Annotated in this window: 30 protein-coding genes and 2 pseudogenes; 31 read left to right on the forward strand and 1 reads right to left on the reverse strand. The window is 39.8% G+C overall.

The genetic code is table 11. The features are described from left to right. The first annotated feature begins 9 nt into the window (after positions 1-9). From fliJ to flhB, 11 genes are all read left to right on the forward strand, one after another. Entirely contained in the window at positions 10-468 is a 459-nt protein-coding gene (gene fliJ, locus ACLKL2_RS15285; protein WP_113817551.1) for a flagellar export protein FliJ, read from the forward strand. A gap of 53 nt (positions 469-521) precedes the next feature. Then, on the forward strand, positions 522-2,591 hold the full coding sequence (locus ACLKL2_RS15290) for a flagellar hook-length control protein FliK (protein ID WP_413692380.1): 2,070 nt from the start codon (positions 522-524) through the stop codon (positions 2,589-2,591). A 104-nt stretch (positions 2,592-2,695) separates the two neighbouring features. Then, the gene (locus ACLKL2_RS15295) at positions 2,696-2,818 is read left to right on the forward strand and encodes a hypothetical protein (RefSeq protein ID WP_413692381.1); all 123 of its coding nucleotides are present in this window, start codon (positions 2,696-2,698) and stop codon (positions 2,816-2,818) included. A 40-nt stretch (positions 2,819-2,858) separates the two neighbouring features. Beyond that, positions 2,859-3,197, forward strand: coding sequence for a flagellar basal body-associated FliL family protein (locus ACLKL2_RS15300; RefSeq protein ID WP_413692382.1), 339 nt, complete (start codon positions 2,859-2,861; stop codon positions 3,195-3,197). Between the two features lie 16 nt (positions 3,198-3,213). Continuing rightward, positions 3,214-4,230 carry a flagellar motor switch protein FliM gene (gene fliM, locus ACLKL2_RS15305; RefSeq protein WP_413692383.1) on the forward strand — a complete coding sequence of 339 codons (1,017 nt, stop codon included), beginning with the start codon at positions 3,214-3,216 and terminating at the stop codon, positions 4,228-4,230. Between the two features lie 36 nt (positions 4,231-4,266). Then, on the forward strand, positions 4,267-4,659 hold the full coding sequence (gene fliN, locus ACLKL2_RS15310) for a flagellar motor switch protein FliN (protein ID WP_113817547.1): 393 nt from the start codon (positions 4,267-4,269) through the stop codon (positions 4,657-4,659). Then, positions 4,656-5,081: a flagellar biosynthetic protein FliO gene (fliO, locus tag ACLKL2_RS15315; protein ID WP_413692384.1), complete on the forward strand. Its 426-nt coding sequence runs from the start codon at positions 4,656-4,658 to the stop codon at positions 5,079-5,081. The genes fliN and fliO overlap by 4 nt, the downstream gene beginning before the upstream one ends. Positions 5,082-5,112: 31 nt before the next feature. Then, a complete protein-coding gene (fliP, locus tag ACLKL2_RS15320; protein ID WP_413694343.1) occupies positions 5,113-5,817 on the forward strand; it encodes a flagellar type III secretion system pore protein FliP in 705 nt (234 codons plus the stop codon). A gap of 8 nt (positions 5,818-5,825) precedes the next feature. Then, positions 5,826-6,095, forward strand: a complete 270-nt coding sequence (fliQ, locus tag ACLKL2_RS15325) for a flagellar biosynthesis protein FliQ (RefSeq protein WP_113817545.1) — start codon at positions 5,826-5,828, stop codon at positions 6,093-6,095. Then, complete coding sequence (gene fliR / locus ACLKL2_RS15330) at positions 6,095-6,886, forward strand: flagellar biosynthetic protein FliR (protein ID WP_113817544.1); 792 nt, start codon at positions 6,095-6,097, stop codon at positions 6,884-6,886. Before fliQ ends, fliR begins: the two co-directional genes overlap by 1 nt. 29 nt (positions 6,887-6,915) lie before the next feature. Continuing rightward, a complete protein-coding gene (gene flhB / locus ACLKL2_RS15335) occupies positions 6,916-8,055 on the forward strand; it encodes a flagellar biosynthesis protein FlhB (RefSeq protein WP_413692385.1) in 1,140 nt (379 codons plus the stop codon). Positions 8,056-8,279: 224 nt separating this feature from the next. Here flhB and ACLKL2_RS15340 read toward each other — a convergent pair whose 3' ends face one another. Further along, a complete protein-coding gene (locus tag ACLKL2_RS15340) occupies positions 8,280-8,408 on the reverse strand; it encodes a hypothetical protein (RefSeq protein WP_258546809.1) in 129 nt (42 codons plus the stop codon). Between ACLKL2_RS15340 and flhA the strand changes: the two genes are divergently transcribed. The 20 genes and pseudogenes from flhA (at position 8,362) to ccmE (ending at position 25,364) form a co-directional block, all read left to right on the forward strand. Continuing rightward, positions 8,362-10,413, forward strand: a complete 2,052-nt coding sequence (gene flhA, locus ACLKL2_RS15345) for a flagellar biosynthesis protein FlhA (protein ID WP_413694344.1) — start codon at positions 8,362-8,364, stop codon at positions 10,411-10,413. The genes ACLKL2_RS15340 and flhA overlap by 47 nt on opposite strands. A gap of 12 nt (positions 10,414-10,425) precedes the next feature. Next, positions 10,426-11,877, forward strand: a complete 1,452-nt coding sequence (gene flhF, locus ACLKL2_RS15350; RefSeq protein ID WP_413692386.1) for a flagellar biosynthesis protein FlhF — start codon at positions 10,426-10,428, stop codon at positions 11,875-11,877. A 59-nt stretch (positions 11,878-11,936) separates the two neighbouring features. Beyond that, on the forward strand, positions 11,937-12,809 hold the full coding sequence (locus ACLKL2_RS15355; protein WP_113817540.1) for a MinD/ParA family protein: 873 nt from the start codon (positions 11,937-11,939) through the stop codon (positions 12,807-12,809). A 40-nt stretch (positions 12,810-12,849) separates the two neighbouring features. Then, positions 12,850-13,560, forward strand: coding sequence for an RNA polymerase sigma factor FliA (locus tag ACLKL2_RS15360; protein WP_113817539.1), 711 nt, complete (start codon positions 12,850-12,852; stop codon positions 13,558-13,560). 158 nt (positions 13,561-13,718) lie between these two features. Next, positions 13,719-14,102: a chemotaxis response regulator CheY gene (gene cheY, locus ACLKL2_RS15365; protein WP_113817995.1), complete on the forward strand. Its 384-nt coding sequence runs from the start codon at positions 13,719-13,721 to the stop codon at positions 14,100-14,102. 15 nt (positions 14,103-14,117) lie between these two features. Then, on the forward strand, positions 14,118-14,882 hold the full coding sequence (locus tag ACLKL2_RS15370; RefSeq protein WP_413692387.1) for a protein phosphatase CheZ: 765 nt from the start codon (positions 14,118-14,120) through the stop codon (positions 14,880-14,882). Positions 14,883-14,894: 12 nt separating this feature from the next. After that, a complete protein-coding gene (locus tag ACLKL2_RS15375) occupies positions 14,895-17,180 on the forward strand; it encodes a chemotaxis protein CheW (RefSeq protein WP_413692388.1) in 2,286 nt (761 codons plus the stop codon). Between the two features lie 12 nt (positions 17,181-17,192). Then, positions 17,193-18,324: pseudogene (locus tag ACLKL2_RS15380) on the forward strand (protein-glutamate methylesterase/protein-glutamine glutaminase). After that, on the forward strand, positions 18,317-19,069 hold the full coding sequence (locus tag ACLKL2_RS15385) for a flagellar motor protein (RefSeq protein WP_113817991.1): 753 nt from the start codon (positions 18,317-18,319) through the stop codon (positions 19,067-19,069). Before ACLKL2_RS15380 ends, ACLKL2_RS15385 begins: the two are co-directional and overlap by 8 nt. Then, positions 19,069-20,025 (forward strand): flagellar motor protein MotB, encoded by a 957-nt coding sequence (locus tag ACLKL2_RS15390; RefSeq protein WP_413692389.1) that lies wholly within the window; start codon positions 19,069-19,071, stop codon positions 20,023-20,025. Before ACLKL2_RS15385 ends, ACLKL2_RS15390 begins: the two co-directional genes overlap by 1 nt. A 2-nt stretch (positions 20,026-20,027) precedes the next feature. After that, positions 20,028-20,801 carry a ParA family protein gene (locus ACLKL2_RS15395; protein WP_113817989.1) on the forward strand — a complete coding sequence of 258 codons (774 nt, stop codon included), beginning with the start codon at positions 20,028-20,030 and terminating at the stop codon, positions 20,799-20,801. Further along, positions 20,802-21,467 (forward strand): chemotaxis protein CheW, encoded by a 666-nt coding sequence (locus tag ACLKL2_RS15400; protein WP_413692390.1) that lies wholly within the window; start codon positions 20,802-20,804, stop codon positions 21,465-21,467. A 44-nt stretch (positions 21,468-21,511) separates the two neighbouring features. Further along, a complete protein-coding gene (locus tag ACLKL2_RS15405; protein ID WP_413692391.1) occupies positions 21,512-22,000 on the forward strand; it encodes a chemotaxis protein CheW in 489 nt (162 codons plus the stop codon). Positions 22,001-22,026: 26 nt separating this feature from the next. Beyond that, positions 22,027-22,215 (forward strand): hypothetical protein, encoded by a 189-nt coding sequence (locus tag ACLKL2_RS15410; RefSeq protein ID WP_413692392.1) that lies wholly within the window; start codon positions 22,027-22,029, stop codon positions 22,213-22,215. Between the two features lie 29 nt (positions 22,216-22,244). Then, positions 22,245-22,418 carry a DUF2802 domain-containing protein gene (locus ACLKL2_RS15415; protein WP_413692393.1) on the forward strand — a complete coding sequence of 58 codons (174 nt, stop codon included), beginning with the start codon at positions 22,245-22,247 and terminating at the stop codon, positions 22,416-22,418. A 209-nt stretch (positions 22,419-22,627) separates the two neighbouring features. Beyond that, positions 22,628-23,266, forward strand: a complete 639-nt coding sequence (gene ccmA / locus ACLKL2_RS15420; RefSeq protein ID WP_413692394.1) for a cytochrome c biogenesis heme-transporting ATPase CcmA — start codon at positions 22,628-22,630, stop codon at positions 23,264-23,266. After that, entirely contained in the window at positions 23,259-23,927 is a 669-nt protein-coding gene (gene ccmB, locus ACLKL2_RS15425; RefSeq protein WP_113817984.1) for a heme exporter protein CcmB, read from the forward strand. The genes ccmA and ccmB overlap by 8 nt, the downstream gene beginning before the upstream one ends. A 25-nt stretch (positions 23,928-23,952) precedes the next feature. After that, positions 23,953-24,695: pseudogene (locus tag ACLKL2_RS15430) on the forward strand (heme ABC transporter permease). A 1-nt stretch (position 24,696) separates the two neighbouring features. Further along, positions 24,697-24,903, forward strand: a complete 207-nt coding sequence (gene ccmD, locus ACLKL2_RS15435) for a heme exporter protein CcmD (RefSeq protein WP_113817982.1) — start codon at positions 24,697-24,699, stop codon at positions 24,901-24,903. Continuing rightward, on the forward strand, positions 24,900-25,364 hold the full coding sequence (gene ccmE, locus ACLKL2_RS15440; RefSeq protein WP_413692395.1) for a cytochrome c maturation protein CcmE: 465 nt from the start codon (positions 24,900-24,902) through the stop codon (positions 25,362-25,364). The genes ccmD and ccmE overlap by 4 nt, the downstream gene beginning before the upstream one ends. Positions 25,365-25,366: the final 2 nt, after the last annotated feature.

A 25,366-nucleotide genomic window follows, 5' to 3' on the forward strand; every position in this document is an offset into this window, starting at 1 on the left:
GATTATATTATGTCCAACCATGCATTACAGCTTGTATATGAACAAAGAGAAAAACAAGTTGATCAAGCGTTGAAAGTTTATCAACAGGCTAAAAACGATCTTTTTGAGCAACGTAATCAATTACAGAACCTGCATCAATACCGTCGTCAGTATATTTCACAGCTAAGTGAAAAAGGATCTCAAGGTTTAACTATCTCTACACTGGGGAAATATCAGCAATTTATTGTGCAGATCGACCAAGGCTTAAGTAATCAGCAGTCTTCCCTTGTTAAGTATGAATATGCGGTACGTGAAGCAAAACGTAAGTGGACAGATAGTCAGATAGCTCATAAAGCGATGGGGTTATTACTAGAGAAAAAAGCCCTTGAAAAAAGTAAATTAGAAGATAAAAAAGAGCAGCAGTTATTAGACGAGTTTGCGACTTTTCAGTTTTTTAAAAACAAACAATCACAGCAAGAATACAACTAACCAGTAGCGACATTGCGTAATTGGGCAGTGTATTGATATAGAGAGAATGTTTTATGATGCAGCCTTTATTTTTAGCTGGAAATACAGCCAGCGATTTAAAAGCACATAAAGAGAGTGAAGTGACTGAGAACGGCTTATTGTCTTCTGAGCAGGGATCTTCGCTCAACAAACTGCGATTTTCTGAGTTATTAAACGATAAAATTGTTGCTGATAAAACCCCTACAGATAATGCGGCTAAGCTGCATGAGGAATCTATAGAAAATCCAAGAGAAGTGCCAAATAATTTAATCAACGCTACGACTTCGTTAACAGAACAAAACCAAGAGATAGATCAAAATCAGCAACAACTGGTGGTTAGCGATAGCCCTACGAATAAGGTTATTGGCCAAAACCTAGTTAATCAGCAGGAAAGCACTGTGGAAGTATTACCAACCACCACAAATGATAATGCTGAATTAACTTCCACTGATACGCAAGTAGTGGATCGCCAAGCTACTGAACAGTTATCCGAGCAACCTATTAATGCGTTAGAGCAACAACAAGCGGACATAAGCTTTTCTTCATTAAGCAGTACTAATGAACCGCTTGAGCAGACGGATCCAGGTGATATAAATAGTGTTGATATGTTAGATGAATTGACGGAGCCCAAAGCAGATACGCTTGATCCTGAAAGCGTGGTTGATTCTCAACTAGCTGCTGGTCATATCGATAATATACAAACCGTTGATCAAGGTGCTGCTTCTACCTTTGATAATATCCATGCGCAAACATCAAAATCAGATACGCCTGAGCCTGAAAGCGTGGTTAATTCTCAACTAGCTGCTGGTCATATCGATAATATACAAACCGTTGATCAAGGTGCTGTTTCTCCTTTTGATAATATCCGTACACAAGCAACAAAATCAGATACGCCTGACCCTGAAAGCGTGGTTAATTCTCAACTAGCTGCTGGTCATATCGATAATATACAAACCGTTGATCAAGGTGCTGCTTCTACTTTGGATAATATCCGTACACAAACAACAAAATCAGATACGCCTGAGCCCGAAAGCGTGGTTAATACTCAACTAGCAGCTGGTAATAGCGATAACATTCAAACTGTTGATCAAGGCGCTGCTTTTACTTTTGATAACTTCAATGCACAACCAACAAAATTAGATGCGAATTCAGTACAAAATGACACGGATTCGGAAATAGTGCTCAGTGAGGCTAAAGGGCAAACAACAGCATCAAAACAAGCTCAGCTATTATCCAGTATTCGAGATGCACAGCAGATCAATACCAATGTGCAAAGTAACAGCACAAGCAGCTTAGCAAATATGCAGCAAATTAACCTCAATACTACACAGGGTGAAAATCAAGTTGTAGTGGATGAGCTAGTACAAGGTAAACAAGGATCGTTGGGAAAAAATCAATTAGACAGTCCAATAAACCTAACTAATAAAACAACAGAATTAGTAGGAACTGAGCAAACTAGCTCCTTGGCTGAAGTACCTAGTGCAGAAGGGGAACAATCTGATTCTGAACATACACCTGCTACGTTGAAAGTAGAAGGGCTGGCTGCGGCTCAAACGATTACTGATGTAAATGGTGCCAAACCTATTCAAACCAATGCAATTCAATCCGATAAACTGGTCGCCGTTAATCAACAGATGCAAACGACTAATCATCTATTACAGGAACCTTTGGATATTCAATCTAAACAAGCGGCTCACCTAATGGGCGAACGTGTGATGATGATGCTATCGGAAGGAAAACAAGAAGTACAAATTCGTTTAGATCCGGCTGAGTTAGGGTCTATGTTTATTAAGGTGCAAGTGCAGCAGGATCAAGTACAGTTAAATATTCAGACTCAAGCGGGGTTAAGTAAAGACATTATTGAACAAAATATGCCGCGTTTAAGAGAGCAGTTAGCACAACAAGGGATCCAATTAAGTGAAGCGAATGTTGAGCAGCAGTCACAACAGTCGCAGCAACGTCAGCAATCTGGACAACAAGCATCATCAACCGTATTCAATGGCAATACTGCTGATAACCGAGATATGGTTGAAGATAATGGCACAGCAATTTGGGTGCCTTCAAAAATAGCCTCTAATGATCAAGGAATTGATTATTATGCATAATATTTTTAAACATCACAAATTTACAACTAAATAACTATGAAAATCAGTGTATTATTTGCCTAGTTTAGAAATGTTATCCACACTGATTATTTTAAGGAGTATTCATGGCAGAAGAAGATGCAGTATCAGGTGACGCACCTGCAGGGAAAAAGAAATTAATCATTATTATTGTTGCTGCCGTTTTGGTATTGATTATCGCTGCAGCCGCTGTTTTTTCTGTTTTTTAGCGGAGACCCAGAAAGTGAAGACGCAGCACAGCAAACACCTGTGGAAGAAGTGGAAAAATTAGAGGCTAATTATGTGCCTATGCCAAGGCCTTTAGTATTTAACCTAATGGAAGGCAGTCGCAATAGAACAGCACAAATTAAAGTACAGTTAATTGTCGATAATAAAGCTGATACAGTATTAGTACGTAAACATATTCCTTTATTAGAAAGCACCTTAGTGACAGTTTTTGGGCAAGCTTCAGTGGAGCAGCTAAGAAGCCCTCAGGGCAAAAATGAATTACGAATGACTGCGCTTGAAGAGCTTAATAAAGCGACCACTATGGTTGAGCAACGTGCGTTAATCCATACGGTATTATTTACCGGTTTTGTTTTACAGTAATAGATAAGGTTTAAGCATGGATTTATTATCTCAAGATGAAATTGACGCGCTATTACATGGTGTTGATGATGTCGATGAGGACAATAGTGATAACGATGATATGGACACGGGTGATACTCATGCCCATTTTGACTTTTCATCCCAGGACAGAATTGTCCGTGGTCGTATGCCAACCTTGGAATTGGTTAACGAGCGCTTTGCTCGACACTTAAGAATTAGCTTATTTAACATGTTGCGTCACACCGCTGAAGTGTCTATCAATGGTGTACAGATGCTCAAATTTGGTGAGTATATTCATACCTTATTTGTTCCAACCAGTTTAAATATGGTACGTTTTCGTCCCTTAAAAGGTACCGGTTTGATTACTATGGAAGCACGTTTAGTGTTTATCCTAGTTGAAAACTTTTTTGGCGGGGACGGACGTTACCACGCCAAAATTGAAGGTCGAGAATTTACACCAACCGAGCGCCGTATTATTCAAATGTTATTAAAAATAATTTTTGAGGATTACCATAACGCTTGGGCGCCGGTCATGGATGCCGAGTTTGAATACCTTGATTCAGAAGTGAATCCTGCGATGGCCAATATCGTCAGCCCAACGGAAGTGATTGTGGTTAATTCATTCCATATTGAGCTAGATGGTGGTGGTGGTGACTTCCATATTGCTATGCCTTATTCCATGTTAGAGCCTATTCGTGAGCTATTGGATGCAGGTGTACAAAGTGATAAAGAAGACACCGACCAACGTTGGTCGCAAGCGCTTCAAGATGAAATCATGGATGTGGAAGTAGGGATTGATGCTAGTGTGGTGGAAAAAGAGTTGTCATTGCGTGAAATCATGCATTTAAAAACAGGTGATATTATTCCCGTTGAGCTACCGGAAAGCTTATTAGTGTCAGTGGAAGGGTTGCCAAGTTATAGAGCAACCTTAGGTAAAGCAAATGAAAATTATGCTTTAAAAATTACCGAAAAAATTAGTCGACCTGAAATTCAAAAAACACAAATTCAGTTAGAAGATTTAAGAGACAAATAGCAATCGTATTGTGAATGCAATAATAGGAAGTAAATAATGAGTACAGAACAAGATATGGCTGATGATTGGGCTGCCGCATTAGAAGAATCTGAAAAGGCGAGCTCAGAGGCTAAAAGTATTGATTTAGATGAGCTGAAAGATACTAAGAAACCAATGAGTGATGAGGAGCTAGAGCGTTTAGATAGTATTCTCGATATCCCTGTGACTATTTCCATGGAAGTAGGGCGCAGCAAAATCAATATACGTAACTTGTTACAACTTAACCAAGGTTCAGTGGTTGAGTTAGAGCGAATCGCTGGCGAACCATTGGATGTGTTGGTAAACGGCACCTTGATTGCCCATGGTGAAGTCGTGGTAGTGAACGATAAATTTGGTATTCGCTTAACCGATGTGATTAGCCAAACTGAACGTATTAAAAAATTAAAATGAAGCCACTCATTGCGATAATGCAGGTTGCTGTAGCAACAGTCAGCTTACCTGCCGTGGCGTTAGAAGAGACAAGTAAGCGACCAGAGTTAGCGATCGGTACCATGTTGGGCTCACTGATTTTGGTACTGGCTTGTATCTTCTTATTTGCATTTTTGATGAAAAAAAGCAATTTGATCCGTCATGGTGGTCAACATAGTTCAATTAAAGTGATTTCCACACAAGCTTTAACCAATAAAAGCCGTATACAAATTATAGAGGTGCGTGGTAAACAATATTTGTTAGGGGTAAGTGAGCACTCAGTGAATTTACTGGACCAATTAGAGCCCGTTGAGGAAGAAACCACTGATATCCCTGAAAACCCATCATTCAAAGCTGCATTTGCTACCGTACTATCCAAAGTAGGAAAGAAAAATAATGAATAAACTACTCTGGTTATTCGTCTCAAGTCTAATAATGTTTGTGCCACAAGTATTAGCAGACCCTACTGCCTTATCGGCGGTGACAGTGACAACTAGCCCCGCAGGTGACCAGGAATACAGTGTTACCCTGCAAGTTTTAGCTTTTATGACGGCATTGAGCTTTCTTCCAGCTATGCTGATACTAATGACCTCTTTTACCCGTATCGTGGTGGTGATGTCGATTCTTCGTCAAGCATTAGGGTTGCAAAGCTCTCCCTCTAATCAGGTGATTAATGGTATCGCGTTGTTTTTGACCTTTTTTATCATGGCGCCGGTGTTTGACCGCATCAATGAAACAGCGTTACAACCTTATCTCAATGAAGAGATGACCATTGTGCAAGCATTGGAGGAAGGTAAGAAGCCGATGATGAAGTTTATGCTGTCGCAAACGCGTTTAAAAGACCTTGAAATGTTTATGGAAATTGCCGATGTACAAGTGGATACACCGGAAGAGGTGCCAATTACGGTATTGATTCCTGCCTTTGTCACCAGTGAATTAAAAACCGCCTTTCAAATTGGTTTTATGTTGTTTATTCCTTTTTTGATTATTGATTTAGTGGTGGCCAGTATCTTGATGGCGATGGGTATGATGATGTTATCGCCTATGATTATTTCCTTACCCTTTAAGTTGATGTTATTTGTATTAGTGGATGGCTGGAATTTAGTCATGGGCAGTTTAGCTAATAGTTTCGGGTTGTAAGGAGACTTATGGAACCGGAAGTTTTTGTTAATATTTTTAGACAAGCGCTATGGTTGGTATTGATCCTTGTTTCTGCAGTGATCATTCCTAGTTTATTAGTGGGCTTAGTGGTGGCTATCTTCCAAGCGGCGACCTCTATTAACGAACAAACCTTAAGCTTTTTACCTCGTCTAATTATGACCTTAGTGGCGTTAGCCTTTGGTGCACATTGGGGGTTTGGTAAATTAATGGAATTCTTTGTGTCCATGATTGATCAGATCCCGCAAGTGGTTGGCTAATGGTTTTCTCGGCGGATCTTATTTTAGATCTGATTGCCAGTTATCTATGGGCATTCAGCCGTATTGCCGCCATGATGATGGTGATGGTTGCCATTGGCTCTAATACTTTACCGACACGTATTCGCTTATTTTATGCCTTAACCATTACATTAATCGCCTTACCTGCTATTCCTGCTGGCCCTGATAATATTGAGCTGTTTTCATTAAATAGTTTTATTGTAGTGATGCAACAAGTATTGATTGGCGTTGCTATTGGTACTATTTCCGTTTTTGTTGTCCAAACCTTTGTTATTGCAGGCCAGATCATCGCTATGCAAACCAGTTTAGGTTTTGCCTCCATGGCCGACCCTTTAAGTGGTGAAAGCTCTCCTGTGGTAGGTCAGTTCTATGTTTTATTAGTGACCCTGCTGTTTTTAGGCGTGGATGGGCACCTATTGATGATTGAAATGATCATTAAGAGTTTCACGACTTTACCTGTTTCGGAAAGTGGTTTGTTAGCATTAGATTATTATCATGTGGCGGATTGGCTTTCTACTATGTTTCACGCGGCTTTAGCTTTTTCGATTGCTTCTATGGTGGCGATGTTATTGGTTAATTTATCCTTTGGTATCATGACTAAAGCAGCACCACAGCTAAACATCTTCAGTTTAGGTTTTTCCATTAGTATGGTATTTGGTTTATTTGTACTATGGTTAACTTTATTAAATGTGCCTATGCACTTTGAAAATCAATGGACAGAAGGGGTCACAAGTATGTGCGAAATGCTTAATAACCCTTGTGCTCCACCTTAGTATTTTATTGGATATTAATAGGCTAAGACATGGCTGAAAATGAAAACGGTACGGAGAAATCCGAACAGGCCACCCCCGATAAAATCCGGAAGTCTAAAGAAAAGGGGCAGGTGGCCCGCTCTAAAGAACTTGCAACCGCGTCGGTGCTAATTGCTGCTGCGTTATCAATGTTTGTATTTGGTGATAGGCTCGCTTATGAATTATCTGTGATGATGAAGCGTGCATTTACCTTTGAACGTGCTGATATCTATTCGCCTGATCATATGTGGCATGCGCTGGTGGAAGGCGTGAGTGGTTTAGGCTTGCCTGTTTTCCTTATTCTTCTGATGTTATTTGTTATTTCTGTCCTTGGTAGTTCTCTATTAGGTGGCATGCTATTTAGTACTAAAGCCATGATGCCTAAATTTAGCCGAATGAGTCCTAAAGCTGGTTTTAAACGCATGTTTGGAATGCAAGCATGGGTTGAGTTGATTAAGTCAATTTTAAAAGTCACCGTGGTTATGTGTGTTGCTTGGGCTATTTTAGCAGCGACCTTTGAACATATTTTACATCTATCTGTTAGTCAATTACCCGGCAGTGCTTTTGAAGCCTTAGATATGCTGAGCTGGATGTTTCTATTATTGTGTTTGTCATTATTAGTGATTGTTGCCGTTGATGTGCCCTACCAAATATACAAGCATAATGACGAGTTAAAAATGACCAAACAAGAGGTCAAAGATGAATTCCGAAACTCAGAGGGTAAACCTGAAGTCAAACAACGTATTCGTCAATTACAATATGAGATGTCACAACGAACTATGATGGGCGATATTCCCGATGCCGATGTGATTGTGACCAACCCGACCCATTATTCAGTGGCGCTTAAGTACGATAAAGAGGGCGACCGACCTCCTTATGTTGTTGCAAAAGGTGTTGACTTTATGGCTTTGAAAATTCGTGAAGTAGCGCGAGAGCATGAGGTGCCTGTGATGCAATCACCACAATTGTGTCGTGCGGTTTATCATACTACCGAAATCGGTGATGATATTCCTGAAGAGTTATTTATTGCGATCGCTAAAATATTAGCTTACATCTATCAATTGGAACAGTTTAGAAAAGGCAAATCAGGTCGACCAAAAGCTTTACCTAATGACATTCCTGTGCCAGATGATTTCCTCTACCCGAACTAAGTCTTATCTGCCCCTCTTTTATCGAAGTACTTTTCCACTTTCTTTATTAATTGGTATTCTATTTGCTTATGACTAAGATGAAGATAATTATTTGACACTTTAATAATAAGATTAACGTGTATTTAGTCATTATTTATCACATTGAAGCGTGCTTATCTTGTATACAGAGCATCCACCACTTTTAATATCTAAATTAGTTGGTTAGAGTAACCCCTATTGGATATTTAGTATTCGTTAACATTTTTCTTTTTAGGTGACACTATTAACGCAATCTTCACATCACTTTGGTCTAAACGAGCAACTTTACTGGGTGGCTTAGGGACACCAATTCTAGTACTTGCGACATTAGGCATGGTGATCTTACCTATGCCGGTATTGCTATTAGATATTCTATTCACCTTTAATATCGCTTTAGCATTAATAGTCTTATTGGTATCTATCTATACTAAGCGTCCGCTAGATTTTGCTGCTTTCCCGACCGTGCTATTAATCGCGACCTTATTGCGTTTGGCACTTAATGTAGCATCAACCCGTGTTGTGTTATTAGAAGGCCATGAAGGCGGTAACGCTGCTGGTAACGTGATTGAAGCGTTTGGTTCAGTGGTGATCGGCGGTAATTTGGCGGTGGGCCTGATTGTTTTTATCATTTTAATGATCATTAACTTTGTGGTGGTGACTAAAGGTGCAGGGCGAATTTCAGAGGTAAGTGCTCGTTTTACATTGGATGCAATGCCTGGTAAACAAATGGCCATTGATGCCGATTTAAATGCTGGGTTAATTGACCAAGATCAGGCGCGTTTACGCCGTGAAGAGGTCACCATGGAAGCCGATTTTTATGGCTCAATGGACGGTGCAAGTAAGTTTGTTAAAGGTGATGCAATCGCCGGTATTATGATTTTATTTATTAATATCATTGGCGGTTTTATCATAGGTATGGCGCAATATGATCTGCCTCTGTCTGAGGCTGCAGAGATCTACACCTTATTGACCATAGGTGATGGTTTAGTTGCACAAATCCCTTCTCTATTATTATCCATTGCAGCTGCGATCACGGTAACCCGTGAAAATACCGAAGCAGATATGGGTAATCGAATGCTGGGTCAGATGTTTAATGATCCAAAAGCATTAATGATCACTGCCGGTATTTTACTGGTTATGGGGATCGTACCGGGCATGCCACACCTCGCTTTTCTGACTTTAGGTGGCGTTGCTGCTGGTGGTGCTTATTGGCAGTTAAAGCGTTTGAAAACTCAGGAAGAAACTGCTTTGGCTTTACAAAAGAGTGGCGCGGTTAATGAAGCCGGTGCAGCCGAAGTCAAAGAGTTAGGTTGGGATGATGTGCGCAGTGTTGATACTATTGGCTTAGAGGTTGGTTACCGCTTGATTCCATTAGTAGATAAATCTCAAGGTGGACAGTTATTAGATCGCATTAAAGGGGTACGTAAAAAGCTATCTCAACAGATGGGTTTCTTAATCCCACCTGTACATATTCGCGATAATTTAGATTTGTCACCTAACCATTACTCTATTTCATTAATGGGTGTAGGCTGTGGTCATGCTGATATTTATCATGATAAAGATATGGCAATTAATCCAGGGCAAGTGTTTGGGCCTATTGAAGGCATTACTGGGATTGATCCTGCCTTTGGATTAGAGGCTGTTTGGATAGATGAAGCGCAGCGCGAGCAAGCCCAAGCCTTAGGGTATACAGTCGTTGATACTGCTACTGTAGTTGCCACTCATTTAAGTCAGATCTTAAGTAATAATGCGGCGCAGTTATTAGGTCATGAAGAAGCGCAAAGTTTATTAGATATGTTAGCTAAAAAGTATCCTAAACTTGTTGAAGGCTTAGTACCCGAAGTACTGTCATTAAGTACGGTAGTAAAAGTGTTGCAAGGGTTGTTAAATGAGAATGTCGCGATTCGTGATATTCGCTCTATTGTACAGACCTTGGTTGATTATGGTCCACGTAGCCAAGATGCCGAAGTTTTGACAGCAGCGTGCCGTATTTCACTAAAACGCATGATAGTCCAAGAAATTATTGGCAATGAGCCGGAAATCCCTGTTATAACCTTGTCTTCAGAGTTGGAACAAATACTGCATAAGTCTATACAAGCAGGTGGTGCTGACGGGGCGGGTATTGAGCCTGGTTTAGCAGAGCGTATTCAGAATTCACTGATTGAAGTTGCACAGCAACAAGAGTTAGTAGGACAACCGGCAGTATTATTAACATCAGGAGTGTTACGTGGCACATTAGCGCGTTTTGTTAAAAATACTATTCCGAGTTTGCATATACTCTCTTATCAGGAAATTCCGGATGATAAGCAAATTAAAATAATTAGCTCAGTTGGGCAATAATGGTTGTAATCAATGAAAATTAAACGATTTTTTGCAAAAGACATGCGTACTGCAATGGTGGAAGTGAAGGAAGTATTAGGTCCTGAAGCTGTGATCATGTCGAATAAAAAAGTAGTGGGTGGCATTGAAATAGTCGCAGCGGTTGATTACCAGTCTCAGGCACCCGAGCCTAAATCTGATAAAGCGGATAGCTTGTCACAACTGAAAGATGATAACGTTCAGCTATCTTCAAAAGGGGCTGAAAAAAGCGCGCCTAAAATTAAGTTACCTAATAGCATTCGCAGTAACCGTAAAGAGAGCGGTGAAGACTTTGCAAAATCATTAAACTCATTTTTTGGTAAGGTTAATGCGCAGCAAAATAAAAAGCCTGCGCCTAAGAAGCGTCAAGAGCCGCCAGCATTCTCTTTCCATGAAGAGTTGGAAAAAGAGAATGCGAGATCCGCTCCAACACAGCCACCTACATTAGCAGAGCAACAAAATTGGCATCGCCAAGAGCCACGCCAAGGCTCAATCAAACAAGCTGCTTTAGCTAACCGTGCACAAGATAACAAAGGCATGGCAAAAATAAGCGAAGAAGTTGCTTCATTACGTAAGCTTTTAGAGCATCAAGTATCCGGTTTAATGTGGCAAGAGATGGAGCGTAAAGAGCCGGTTCGAGCGATGATCATTAAATGGTTAAATAGTGCTGGATTTTCCGATGAAATTGCCGATAACTTAGCGAGTTATGTACCTGAAGACGCTTCTTCTAGTGAAGTTCAGCAATATATCCAAGCATTGTTACAAGATAAAATCTTTATCGGACAAAATGAAATCTTGTTAAAAGGTGGTGCGATTGCTTTATTAGGTCCGACAGGCGTGGGGAAAACCACCACAATCGCTAAGCTAGCAGCACAATTTGCGATTAAATATGGTCCAGAGCAAGTTGCTTTGATCACCACTGATACATACCGTATTGGCGCACATGAACAGTTAGCCACTTACGGTAAAATCATGGGTTGTGCTGTGCGAGTTGCTAAAGATGCGGATGAATTATCGCAAATTTTATATCAGTTTAGAGAAAAGCGTTTAGTGTTAATTGATACTGCTGGTATGGGTCAACGCGATGTTCGCCTGTCAGAACAATTAGAAACATTAATGAGTAGCAGTGGCGTGAATATTAAAAGCTATTTAGTGGTTCCTTCAACGGCGCAACGCCGAGTGGTTGAAGAAGCATTACAGCACTTTAAACGTATTCCATTATCGGGTTGTATCCTAACTAAAATTGATGAAAGTCTAGGATTAGGTGAAGTATTAAGTGTGACAATGAAACATGCATTACCTATTAGTTACATCACCACAGGGCAACGTGTTCCCGAAGATATTGAAATTGCAAAAGTAGAAAGTTTAATTAGTGATACATTAACAATGATGGAAAACCAACAACAAGAAGAGTCGCATCAATGGTATAGCAATACAGACGATTAATTTCGGTGTTATAGTAGTTAGTGTGTTGGTTTAATTAATTTAAATAATGAGTAAGTAAGATGATGGCAGATCAAGCAAGCGGGTTAAGACGAATGACAAATCACCAAGTAAAAGTTATTGCAGTCACTGGCGGTAAAGGTGGCGTAGGCAAAACAAATGTAACGCTTAATATGGCTGTATCGCTTGCAAAAATGGGTAAGCGAGTAATGATACTTGATGCCGATTTAGGGTTAGCAAATGTCGATGTATTATTAGGGATTCGAGTCATTAAAAACCTATCTCATGTGTTATCTGGTGAATGTTCCTTAGATGAAGTGATTGTACATGGCCCTGAAGGGGTGATGATTATTCCAGCGACCTCTGGTACACAATCAATGGTGGAATTAACGGATGTAGAGCATGCAGGTTTAATCCAAGCTTTTAGCTCCCTACAAACACCTATCGATATTTTATTAATAGATACTGCTGCCGGTATTTCTAATATGGTAGTGAGTTTTGCACAAGCAGCGCAAGACGTATTAATGGTGGTATGTGATGAACCAACATCGATCACCGATGCTTATGCCTTGATTAAAATATTAAGTAAGCAAAATGGCGTGTATCGCTTCAAGATTGTTGCCAACATGGTACGCAGTTTACGTGAAGGGCAAGACCTATTTACTAAGCTTACTCGAGTTACCGATCGTTTCTTAGATGCATCGTTAGAGTTAGTTGCTTGTATTCCCTTTGATGGCAATGTACGTCAAGCAGTGAGAAAGCAAAAAACCGTGGTGGATGCTTTTCCTAAAACACCAGCGTCATTAGCATTTAAAGCATTAGCAAATCGTGCCAGTGATTGGCCTATTCCACATCAGCCAGGTGGGCATCTAGAATTTTTCATTGAGAAGTTATTATTAAACGATAACGATGAAAGTATTAAAGAACTTTTATAAATGGCAGATATAGATAATAACCAAGCGGGAATATTTATAAGTGATTAAAGCGCAGGGATATCAATCTGATACAACTGACTTGATTGGTCGTCATTCAGAGTTAGTACAAAAAATTGCATACCATCTAATGGCCAGATTACCTGCCAATGTACTTGTCGATGATTTAGTACAGTCAGGCATGATCGGTTTATTAGAAGCGGCGCGTAATTTTGATGCAACTAAAGGTGCAAGCTTTGAAACATTCGCCGGTATTCGTATTCGAGGTGCGATGTTAGATGACCTGCGTAAAGGCGATTGGGTACCACGTTCGGTACATAAAAATAGCCGCACTATCGCAACGGCCATTGATGAAGTGGAAAAGCAGACCGGAGAAAGCGCTACTGAAGTAGAAGTCGCTAAGCATTTACAGGTTACTCTGAGTGAATATCAGAAAATGCTGCAGGATGTTAATTGTGCCAAATTAGTGGCTTATGAAGACTTACCTAATCCAAATGATATGTTTGCACAAAGCAGTGCAACGGCGGATAGCACCTTTGATGATGTGGCTGAAAATCAATTTACGCAGCAGTTAGCTGAAATGATAGAGGCACTACCACAAAGAGAAGCCTTGGTGTTATCACTGTACTACGATGAAGAGTTAAATTTAAAAGAGATAGGGTTAATTCTAGAGGTGAGTGAGTCACGTGTTAGCCAAATTCTTAGCCAAGCGTTACATAAACTGAAATCTAAAGTTAATTCTGCTAATATTTAACTATTAATGGGTAGTTATTGGCAATGGATTTTGGTGATAATGGCCCGCAGTATGTTAGTTAGTTAAAGATAATTAACAAAAATAGTGTATTTTTTTCAATTTTTATCTATATATACATATATATAGTAATAGGTAGATTGTTGTTCTAGGGGAATATTTTGAATAAAGAAATGAAGGTTTTGATTGTTGATGATTTCTCAACAATGAGAAGAATAATTAAAAACTTATTAAGGGATTTAGGTTTCACTAATACCTATGAAGCAGATGATGGTCACACGGCATTACCTATGCTAAAAAACGGTGACTTTGAGTTTGTTGTGACGGATTGGAATATGCCAATTATGGAAGGGATCCAGTTATTAAAAGAGATCCGTAAAGATCCTAATTTAAAACACCTTCCAGTGTTAATGGTGACTGCTGAGGCAAAACGCGAGCAGATCATTGAAGCAGCACAGGCAGGAGTTAATGGTTACATTATCAAGCCGTTTACTGCTGGTACATTGAAAGAGAAACTAGACAAAATCTTTGAGCGTTTGGCTTAATTTAAGGAGTTAAGTATGGCAAGTGAAATAATGCCACACCTATCACTTTCTGAAGCTAAAGCGTTAGTTGCACATTTAGAAGCCGAGCAAGTTGAAGAGGCTAATAAAATTGTAGAAAGTGTTTCGTTTTTTAATACAACAGAAAGTGTGTTATTTGGGCAAGTGGGTGAATTAACCCGTGAGTTACACGAAGCACTATTAAGTTTTCATAATGATACGCGTTTATTAGATTTAGCTGGCCATGAACTGCCAGATGCTAAAAATCGCTTAAATTACGTTATTGAAATGACCGATAAAGCAGCCAACACCACTATGGATGCTATCGATCATTGCTTACCTGTTGCTGACAAATTGATTACTGACTTAGATCAGGTTATGCCAAGCTGGGGTAATTTGATGACGCGTGATTTAGCGTTAGGTGAGTTTAAATCCATGTGTCATTCCGTTGACGATTTTTTAAATTACTCTAAACAAAGTGCCAATCTATTTCGTGATAAATTGAGTGAGATTTTAATGGCTCAAGAGTTCCAAGACTTAACTGGACAGATCATTAATCGTGTTATTGAGTTAGTACAAGAGATTGAATCGAAGTTAGTGGTTATTCTGAAAGTATGTAGTACACAGAGAGAGCTAGACTCTTCCGTTGAACAACAAAAAGTAGTTGCAGAAGCCAAGAGTAATATTAAAACGGAAGGGCCAATTATTGATGCCGAATCCCGTACCGACGTTGTTAATGGACAAGATGACGTAGATGACCTGCTTTCAAGCTTAGGATTTTAAAGGAACTAGGAAATGACATTTGAAGTAGATGATGAGATCCTGCAGGATTTTTTGGTTGAAGCAGGAGAAATTTTAGAATTACTTTCTGAACAGCTTGTTGAATTAGAAAACAATCCTAATGACGTAGAGTTACTTAATGCTATCTTCCGTGGTTTTCATACGGTAAAAGGTGGTGCAGGTTTTCTATCTTTAACAGAGTTAGTTGAAACCTGTCATGGTGCAGAAAACGTATTCGATGGGTTACGCCAAGGTGCCCGATCTGTTGATTCTGATTTAATGGATACCATTTTAGCCGCATTAGATATTATCAATGAACAGTTTTCTGCGGTGCAAAATGGCGAGCCTGCAGAAAAAGCCTCTTCTGATATTTTGAATTCATTACACCGCTTAAGTAAACCCGAAACGGCTGAGCCTATTGTCGAAGAAACTCCTGAGCCAATCGTGGCTGAGCCTGTTATAGAAACTCCAGAAGCTAGTAGCAATAATATTGATGATATTAATGAAGCTGAATTTGAAAGTTTATTAGATGAATTACACGCTAAACCTACTGCTGATTCCCCTGCACAGGAAGTAAGTGATGAAATTACAGAAGATGAATTCGAAAGCTTATTAGATGATTTACATGGAGTCGGTAAACATTCACCTACTCCTGTGGCTGCTAAACCAGCAGCAGCGCAAGCTGTTAGTGATGAAATTACCGAAGATGAATTTGAGTCGCTATTAGATGAATTACATGGCGCTGGTAAACATAGTGCAACTGTTTCTACATCTGAGAAACCAGTAGAGGCAACGAGCAGTAATGAAATCAGTGAAGATGAGTTTGAAAATTTATTAGATGAACTTCATGGTAAAGGCTCGCATGGCGGCGCGCCTAAAGTTGAAGCGCCTGCAGCAGTTTCTGATGAAATTACTGAAGATGAATTTGAATCATTGTTAGATGAGTTACATGGTGTAGGTAAAATGAATACCGCTGCACCTGTCATTGAACAAGCTGCTGCAACAGCATCTAAAGCGCCTCAATCTAAAGCACCAACACCAGTAGCAAAAGCTGAGCCAGTAAAAGCGGCTCCGAGTGCTGCTGTTAAAGCCCCTGTTGCTGATAAAAAAGCCCCCGTTAAAGCGCCTAAACCACAAGCTGAACAAACGGTTCGTGTGGATACCAGTACATTAGATGAAATTATGAATATGGTTGGTGAGTTAGTACTGGTGCGTAATCGTTTAGTGAGTTTAGAGTCAACCTCTGAAAATGAAGAGATCTCACGTGCTGTTGCTAACCTTGCTATTGTCACTAGCGATTTACAAGGTTCAGTAATGAAAACACGTATGCAACCGATCAAGAAAGTATTCGGTAAGTTTCCTCGTGTTGTCAGAGACTTAGCTCGTCAGCTTGGTAAAAATATTCGTTTGGATTTAGTGGGCGAAGAGACGGATTTAGATAAAAATTTAGTGGAAGCTTTAGCCGATCCTTTAGTGCATTTAGTGCGTAACTCAGTTGACCATGGTATTGAGATGCCAGAGACACGTATGCAGTCGGGTAAAGAAACGCAAGGACGAGTATTATTGTCTGCCGCTCAGGAAGGTGACCACATCTTACTAGTGATTGAAGATGATGGTGCTGGTATGGATGCGGAAAAATTAAAACAAATCGCTATCGGTAAAGGGATCTTGGATCAAGATGCTGCGGATCGCATGAGTGATAAAGATGCTTACTCGTTAATATTTGCACCTGGCTTCTCTACCAAAGTAGAAATATCTGATATTTCTGGTCGCGGTGTTGGCATGGATGTTGTGAAAACAAGTATCACTAAATTAAACGGGACTATCTCGATCGATTCTGAAATCGGTAAAGGGACTCGTTTAGAGATAAAAGTGCCATTAACATTAGCTATTTTACCGACCTTAATGGTGTTAGTAGCAAATCAAACCTTTGCTTTACCATTGACTAACGTTAATGAAATTTTCCACTTTGACTTAGCTAAAACCAATGTTGTTAATGGGCAACTGACTGTGGTTATTCGTGACCATGCTGTGCCGCTATTTTATTTACGAGATTGGCTTGCACCACAATCACCTCGTGCTGAAAAAGGTGATGGTTTAGGGCATGTTGTGATCGTGCAGTTAGGCATTCAACAAGTTGCCTTTGTAGTAGATGGACTATTAGGACAAGAAGAAGTCGTTATTAAAGCCTTAGATAAATTGTTATCAGGTACACCAGGCATGGCGGGTGCAACCATTACTAGTGACGGTGGTATTGCTTTAATTTTAGATTTACCTAGCTTATTAAAGCATTACGCATAAAGGAAAAAGTGAATGGCAATCAAAGTCTTAGTCGTTGATGATTCGAATTTTTCGTCGTAGAGTCAGTGAAATAATCAACGCTTCACCTTATTTGGAAGTGATCGCTACTGCTAATAATGGTAAAGAATCAATTGATATGGTGCTCAAACATAAACCTGATGTGATCACCATGGATGTTGAAATGCCGGTAATGGATGGCATTACCGCAGTACAAAAAATCATGGATGTGGCACCTACACCTATTTTAATGTTTTCTTCCTTAACCCACCAAGGTGCTAGCGCTACATTAGATGCATTAGAAGCCGGTGCTTGTGATTTCTTACCAAAGAAATTTGAAGATATCGCGCGTGATAAAGAGGAAGCTACTACCTTACTACAGCAACGTATTCAACAGATTGCTAAACGTCGTGTTATGCGTGTGCCGGAAAAGAAAGCAGGACTAGCGACCAAAACACCACTAACAACTCCAGCAAGTAGCATTGCAAAGCCTGCTGCAACTCGTTTAACTCCAGCTAATGAGCGTAATGAATTAACACCTAAACCAGCTGCGTTAAAGCGACATAAAGCATCGGGGAAAAATTACAATGTATTAGCTATTGGCACCTCAACAGGTGGACCGGTTGCATTACAAAAAATACTGACTGCCTTACCTGCTCATTTTAAACTACCTATTGTACTGGTTCAGCATATGCCAGGTACCTTTACTAAAGCATTTGCCGATAGATTGAATAGCAATTGTAAAATATCGGTAAAAGAAGCGGCAACGGGTGATACGTTAAAGCCGGGCTGTGCTTATTTAGCACCGGGAGGCAAACAGATGTTGATTGGTCCTAATGGACAAGTGAAGATCCACGAAGGTAATGAAGCATTAAATTATAAACCCAGTGTTGATATTACCTTTGCCTCCTTAGCAAAGTCTTATGGCAACAAAGTATTAGCCGTTATTTTAACAGGAATGGGAGCCGATGGTCGTGATGGTGCTCGTTTACTAAAAGACAAAGGCGCAGAAATATGGGCGCAAGACGAAGCGAGTTGTGTTGTTTATGGTATGCCTCAAGCCGTTGCTAAAGCTGGCATTGCTACTGAATCAATCGCATTAGATCAAGTTGCACAACGTATTTTGGTGGAATTAAAGCATGAGTAAAATTGGGCTGCTCGGTTTCATTGTGATTGCTGTGTGCATTATCTTTGCCCAGCTTTATCATGATGCCCCTTTGAGTAGCCTATTTGATTTGGCAGCTTTTTTGATTGTGTTTGGTGGCACGCTGGGCGCAATTTTAATTCAATCTTCATTCAAACAGTTACAGCATGCATTTAAACAATTAGTTAACCTATTTGCTAGACCTGCTGTGTTATTGGAGATACAGATTAATTTATTAAAACGTTGGTCTGTGATCTCTCGACAAGAGGGGTTGTTAAGTTTAGAAAAGCAAAACACAGATGACTTGGATAGCTTTTCAGAAATGGCCTTAGCTATGCTAGTGGATGGTTGTGACCCTGTGGATTTACAACAGATCCTAGAGCAAGAGATAGAATTAGAAATGGATCAACATGAGCGTAGCGCGCAAGTGTTTGATGCGATGGGTGGTTATAGTCCAACCATTGGTATTATCGGTGCTGTATTGGGCTTGATTCAAGCCATGGCTTTTCTGGACCAACCTGAGTTGTTAGGTCAAGGCATTGCCGTTGCCTTTGTGGCAACTATTTACGGTGTGGCCTTTGCGAACTTTTTGTTTTTACCGATCGCCAATAAGATACGTTTAAATTATCAACACAAAGCGCTATGTAATGAGATGACTATGGTAGGTGTGATTGCCATTGCACATGGTGAAAATAGTTTGTTATTAGAACGTCGATTACACGGTTATTTAGCTAGAGCCGTTTATTAATGCCTATTTATCATAGACGTAACGCACATAAAGCACATAGTAATCATGTTCATCGCTGGACTGTGTCCTATGCTGATTACATGACCTTAATGTTTGCGCTGTTTGTGGTGTTATATGCGGTGTCCTTGAATAACGAAGAAAAATATCAAGAAGTCATTGAAATTATCCAGCAGGCTAGCAAATTTGTAGAAGCGCCGCATAGTGGATCCAACGCCAATGGTATTCTAACCAAGCGTAGCAACGACATAAAAGACAATACTGGGCCCGCGTTACTCAGCGATGGAGAGGAGTTTGCTTTAGGTCATGTCAGTGAACTTGAGAGTGAGCAACTATCTAGCCCTGCACAAACTTATACAGGTAAGTCCTTACAAGAGTTACAGCTGTCATTAGAATCAGCTTTACAGACGGAATTAGAAACTGGTGCATTTAGTGTTGATTTAGAAGGTGACTGGTTAACCATTGAAATGAGTGGACCATTATTGTTTGCCAACGCTAGCCACACCTTATTAAATGGTGCAAAACGCAATATTGAGCAGATAGCTAAAGTATTAGCTCCGGTGAACAATATGTTGAGGTTACGAGGTTATACAGACCCTGATACGATTTCCAATGAGATATACGCGTCTAATTGGGAATTATCAGCAATGCGATCAATTAGTGTTTTAAAAGCATTAGCTGAGCAGGGTGTTGAAGAGCAGCGAATGGTGATGGAAGGCTATGGAAGATTTTATCCGGTGATTAACGGCAATGGCGTTGAAGATAAGTTAAGAAGTCGCCGCGTAGTGATTGCCATCTCTAAATATGCGCTCTATAAAAAGCCATTGATCAGCATTAGGCAGCCAACTGAGCAAAATGCAACAGCAGGGCCTTCAGGTGCAGTAACACCAGACAGCAGTGAAATACGTGAAATATATGGCCCAGATGGGCGACTCATCATTACCACAAGGCAGGAGTGACGGTGAAAATTTGGACTATTTCAAATCAAAAAGGTGGTGTAGGTAAAACCACAACAGTGATTTCGCTGGCGGGTCTGCTCATTGATCGAGGTTACCGTGTGTTGGTCATTGATACTGACCCACATGCCTCTTTAACCAGTTACTTAGAATATGATTCGGACCAGTTACCTGTCAGTCTATATGATTTATTTCAAGATCCAGCGACGACTCGTTCGGGGTTGTTGCAATTGATATTACCCACAGAGGTTGATAATTTATCTTTGATCCCTGCTTCTATGTCCTTGGCGACATTAGACAGAGTGTTAGGTAATCAAGAAGGGATGGGGTTGTTTCTCAAGAAACAATTAAAGTTAGTGGAAGACGATTATGATTTTGTATTAATAGATTGCCCACCAGTATTAGGAGTCATGATGGTGAATGCGTTAGCGGCATGTGAGCGTATTCTTATTCCAGTACAAACTGAATTTTTAGCCTCGAAAGGTTTGCAAAGAATGGTGCAAACACTGGGGATTATGCAATATTCTCGGGGTGATGACTTTAACTATTGCATTATTCCTACTATGTTTGATAAACGCACTAGAGCGTCAATTAATACATTAAATGATTTACAAACAACCTATCAAGGCAAAGTATGGAAAGGAGTTATCCCAATCGATACTAAATTTAGGGATGCGAGTTTAGCGCATTTGCCTATCTCACATTATATGAAAAAGTGTAGAGGCGCATTTGCCTACGAAACCTTGTTAAATTATTTGTTACAAACTGAGCAGAATTAGATGAAGAATAACAACAATGAAGCAATGAAAAATTATTTTGACTCGATGCTTCGAGATGATCAAACAGCTGAAGTACCTGTAAGCAAAGAAACAGAATTTGCTGAGCCTGCTCATGTTGATATCTCAACCTTGCCGAAAAATTTAGTGTTTTCGGAGACCGATGTAGCGGTAGAAAAGGCAACGCAACAAAATCAACAAGCAGAACAGGAAGAGTGGCAGAACTTACAGGTTGAAGATAATTTTCAAGTTCTGTTTTTTGAGTTAAATCAGGTTACTTTTGCAATTCCTTTAACCGATTTGGGCGGGATTTATCAGCTTAACGATTCACTGAACTTCTTAATGGGCAAACCTGCTTGGTTCCGTGGTGTAATGAGCCATAACGAGCGGTTATACAATATTGTGGATACGGCTACTTGGTTGCAGCTAGGTAAAAATGCACAGGATCTTCAATATACGCACTTTATTTTATTAGGCAGTACGGCTTGGGGATTATCCTGTGAAAAGTTGCTTGGTACAGAGTCTCTCAACAAGGATCAAATTAGATGGCGTGATAAAAAAGGATCACGCCCTTGGCTAGCGGGTATGGTGAAGCAAAAAATGTGTGCTTTAATTCATGCAGAAGAGTTAGTGAAGTTATTAAGTCAGGGAATGGACATTCGCAGCTAAATTAAGCTGAATTTAATTAATCAATAAGATAAGTAGAGATAAAAATGAATAGAGAATCTAGTTTGTCAGACAAAGCGTCTAATGATGAAATCTTACAACGTGTTACGTTTCTATTAGATAATGAAACTTACGGCATTAATGTAATGCAGGTACAAGAGATACTGCGTTATACTGAAATTGCAGCTGTACTCGGTGCGCCACAATATGTGTTAGGAATTATTAACTTACGTGGTAACGTTGTCACTGTTATTGATACACGTACACGTTTTGGATTAATGCCTGCTGATATTACAGATAGTACACGTATTGTGATTATTGAAGCTGAAAAGCAAGTAATTGGTATTTTAGTAGATAGTGTTGCTGAAGTGGTTTATTTGAAAAAATCAGAGATCGAAGCTGCGCCTCACGTGGGTACGGAAGAAAGTTCACAATTCATTCAAGGTGTCTGTAATCGTGATAGCGGTTTATTAATTTTAGTGGATCTTAATAAATTACTGACTGATGACGAATGGGATGAGTTACATTTGCTGTAAATGATCACGACCTAAATTAGGTGTCTATGTTAATACAATATATTCCTTGGCTAGCGCTTTTGTTAGCCATTGCGAGTTTTGCTACAACGTTTTTTTTATTTAAAAAAGTGGCTAAAAAGAACCGTAGTCTTGAAATATTAGTTAAATCTTTATTAGCGCAACAAGAGAGTAATAAAAGCAGTTTACTGAAGTTCACTCTGGGGCGATTGGTTTAGGTAAGAAGCTACAACAACTGGATCGCACTGTGAATAAGATCCAAGAACATCAAGTGGATTTAGTGGCCTCAGCCCCTGAAAATCGTCTGTACACTCGTGCTACGAAAATGGTGGAATTGGGTGCTAGTATTGAAGAGCTGATGTTGGAATGTGAGTTACCTCGGGCAGAAGCGGAGTTACTGCTTAACTTACATCGTAAATAATCACTGCTTAAGGTAGTGTTTATAGCGTGTATAGATGGGTGGTTACTCTGTAGCATCAGAGTCAGTTAATACTTTCACTTTACTTAATCTTAAACCCTCTCTTAATGCCATTATTGATGGCATTACCGATTTCCTGATAGTTACTCATCGTTGTTTTCTATGGTAGGATCCGCCACTATTTTCTAGGTCTGTTAATAAGGGTAAAAACAATGCTGGAGTGCAAAGATTTAACTTGTGTTCGTGAACAGCGTGTTTTGTTCAAGCAATTAAACTTAATCGTTAAACCAGGCGAGATCCTTCATATTGAAGGGCCTAACGGCGTGGGTAAAAGTAGTTTATTAGCTTTGGTAACAGGGTTGTCTTCTGCTTATTCGGGCGACGTTTATTGGCAGCAACAAAAAATAACTGCGCAACGAGAAACTTATTATCAGGATCTCCTTTACCTAGGGCATAAATCAGGTGTGAAAGCAGAGTTAACCGCCTTAGAAAACTGTCAGGGCTTTCAACGTTTATATTCAAGTCAAACTGATGTTGATCTGTATGATGTGTTACTTAAGGTTGGGTTAGTGGGTTATGAGGATATTCCAGCAGCACAGCTTTCAGCAGGACAACAACGCCGCATTGCATTAGCGAGAATGTATTTCACTGAGTGTAAATTGTGGATCCTAGATGAACCTTTTACTTCCCTTGATAAAGAGGCGATTAAGTCGTTAGAAACATGTTTAATCAAACATGCACAGCAAGGTGGAATAGTGGTGTTAACAACGCACCAAGCTTTATCGATACCTGAAGCCAACTATAAAAAGCTATTTTTAACTAAAGCGACGGTAGAGGAACATTATGTTTAATGTTTTTATACAGGTTGTACGCCAAGATTTGCTGGCTGCATTTCGTCACCAAAGTGCGATTTTAAATCCAATTTGGTTTTTTATTATTGTGGTGACGTTATTTCCATTAGGGTTAGGTACAGATCCCACTTTATTATCACGCATTGCACCAGGCGTTATTTGGGTTGCTGCTTTATTGGCTGCGTTACTCTCTTTTGAACGTTTATTTAAAGATGATTATATTGACGGGTCTTTAGAGCAAATGATGCTTTCTCCTTATCCATTAGCTTGGTTAGTGAGTGCAAAGGTATTAGCGCATTGGTTGTTAACTAGCTTGCCTATTTTAATTATCAGTCCCTTGTTGGCGATTTTTTTATCATTACAAATAGATGCTTTTTATGCACTTTCTCTGACACTACTCATTGGAACACCAATATTAAGTCTATTAGGGGCTATTGGGGTTGCATTAACCGTAGGTTTGCGTAAAGGTGGCATATTGTTAAGTTTGATCATGTTGCCCTTGAGTATCCCTATTTTAATTTTTTCAACAATGGCCGTGGAAGCTGCTGCTTCGGGGCAAGATTATTTAGGTTTTGTGCTGCTGTTAGCGGCTATGTTAGTAGGAGCAATCACCTTAGCGCCTTTTGCTATTGCCGCAGCCTTACGTGTGAGTATCAGTTAACTATGTTTAAATTAGAGATTTAATTATGTGGAAGTGGTTACACCCTATGCAAAAGCTGAACACAGTTATGCGTTAGCTGGGAAATTGATGCCTTGGTTTTTAATATTGACTATTCCTAGCTTCCTAGTTGGAATTGTATGGGGATTAGCCTTTGCACCTGCTGATTATCAACAGGGGATAGTTTTCGTATTATCTATATCCATGTTCCTGCTGCGATGATGGCGATGGCCGCTTACTCAACTATGGCTATTGCAGCTTTTGTTGGGTTAGTTTGGCAACTGCGTTTAGCGGAAATGGCGGTTGCAGCGACGGCTCCAATTGGTGCTGTGTATACTTTTATTGCTTTATTTACTGGTGCCGCATGGGGTAAGCCTATGTGGGGGCTTGGTGGGTTTGGGATGCAAGATTAACTTCTGAACTCATTTTGTTATTTGTTTATATGGGTATTATTGCCTTATATAATGCGTTTTCCGATAAAGTATTAGCAGGAAGAGCAGCCTCTATTTTGACTTTAGTCGGGGTGATCAATTTACCTATTATCCATTTCTCTGTGGTGTGGTGGAATACACTACATCAAGGTGCCACCATCACGAAATTTGAGCAACCTTCTATTGCCACTGAAATGCTCATTCCGTTATTAATGATGATTTTTAGTTTTGCCACTTTCTTAGGGTTTATGATCTTGTATCGTTTTCGTAATGAGTTGTTACAAGAGAGCAGCATCGAGCTTGGGTGGTTAAATTAGTGCAAGCTAAGCAACGAGGTTAATATGGCGTTTACATCTTTTTCAGACTTTCTTGCAATGGGTGGTTATAGCTTTTATGTGTGGCTAGCCTATGGTGTTTCTTTACTCAGTGTGATCACCTTAATTAGCCATAGCGTATTGACTAGAAAGAAAATATTTAAGCAAGTGGCGCAACGTTTACAACGTGAAAAACGTATTAAAGCGGCTAATAATAGAGAACATAATTTATGAATCCTAGACGTAAAAAGCGTTTATTGATTACCTCCTCTTTGATCCTAGGTTTATCGTTGGCAATGGGCTTGACCTTGTTTGCACTGCAGCAGAATATCGATCTATTTTATACCCCTAATGAAATCCTAAAGGGCAAAAATGAAACTGGTGTAAAACCTGAGATTGGTCAGCGTTTACGTGTTGGGGGCATGGTATTAACAGGCTCTGTTAAACGTGACCCTGATAATTTAAAAGTCAGCTTTGATCTAGTGGATAATAAAGCCGGACAAGTAACTGTTTTCTTTGATGGTATTTTGCCGGATCTGTTTCGTGAGGGGCAGGGCATTGTGGCGCAGGGCACCTTAAAAAGCATCAACAGTATTGAAGCCTTTGAAGTACTAGCAAAGCATGACGAAGAATATATGCCACCTGAAGTCGCTGATGCGGTGAAAGGCATGCCAACATTAACTACAGAACCATAGGG

The sequence above is a fragment of the Psychromonas sp. KJ10-2 genome (assembly GCF_047323255.1).
Classification (GTDB): Bacteria; Pseudomonadota; Gammaproteobacteria; order Enterobacterales; family Psychromonadaceae; genus Psychromonas.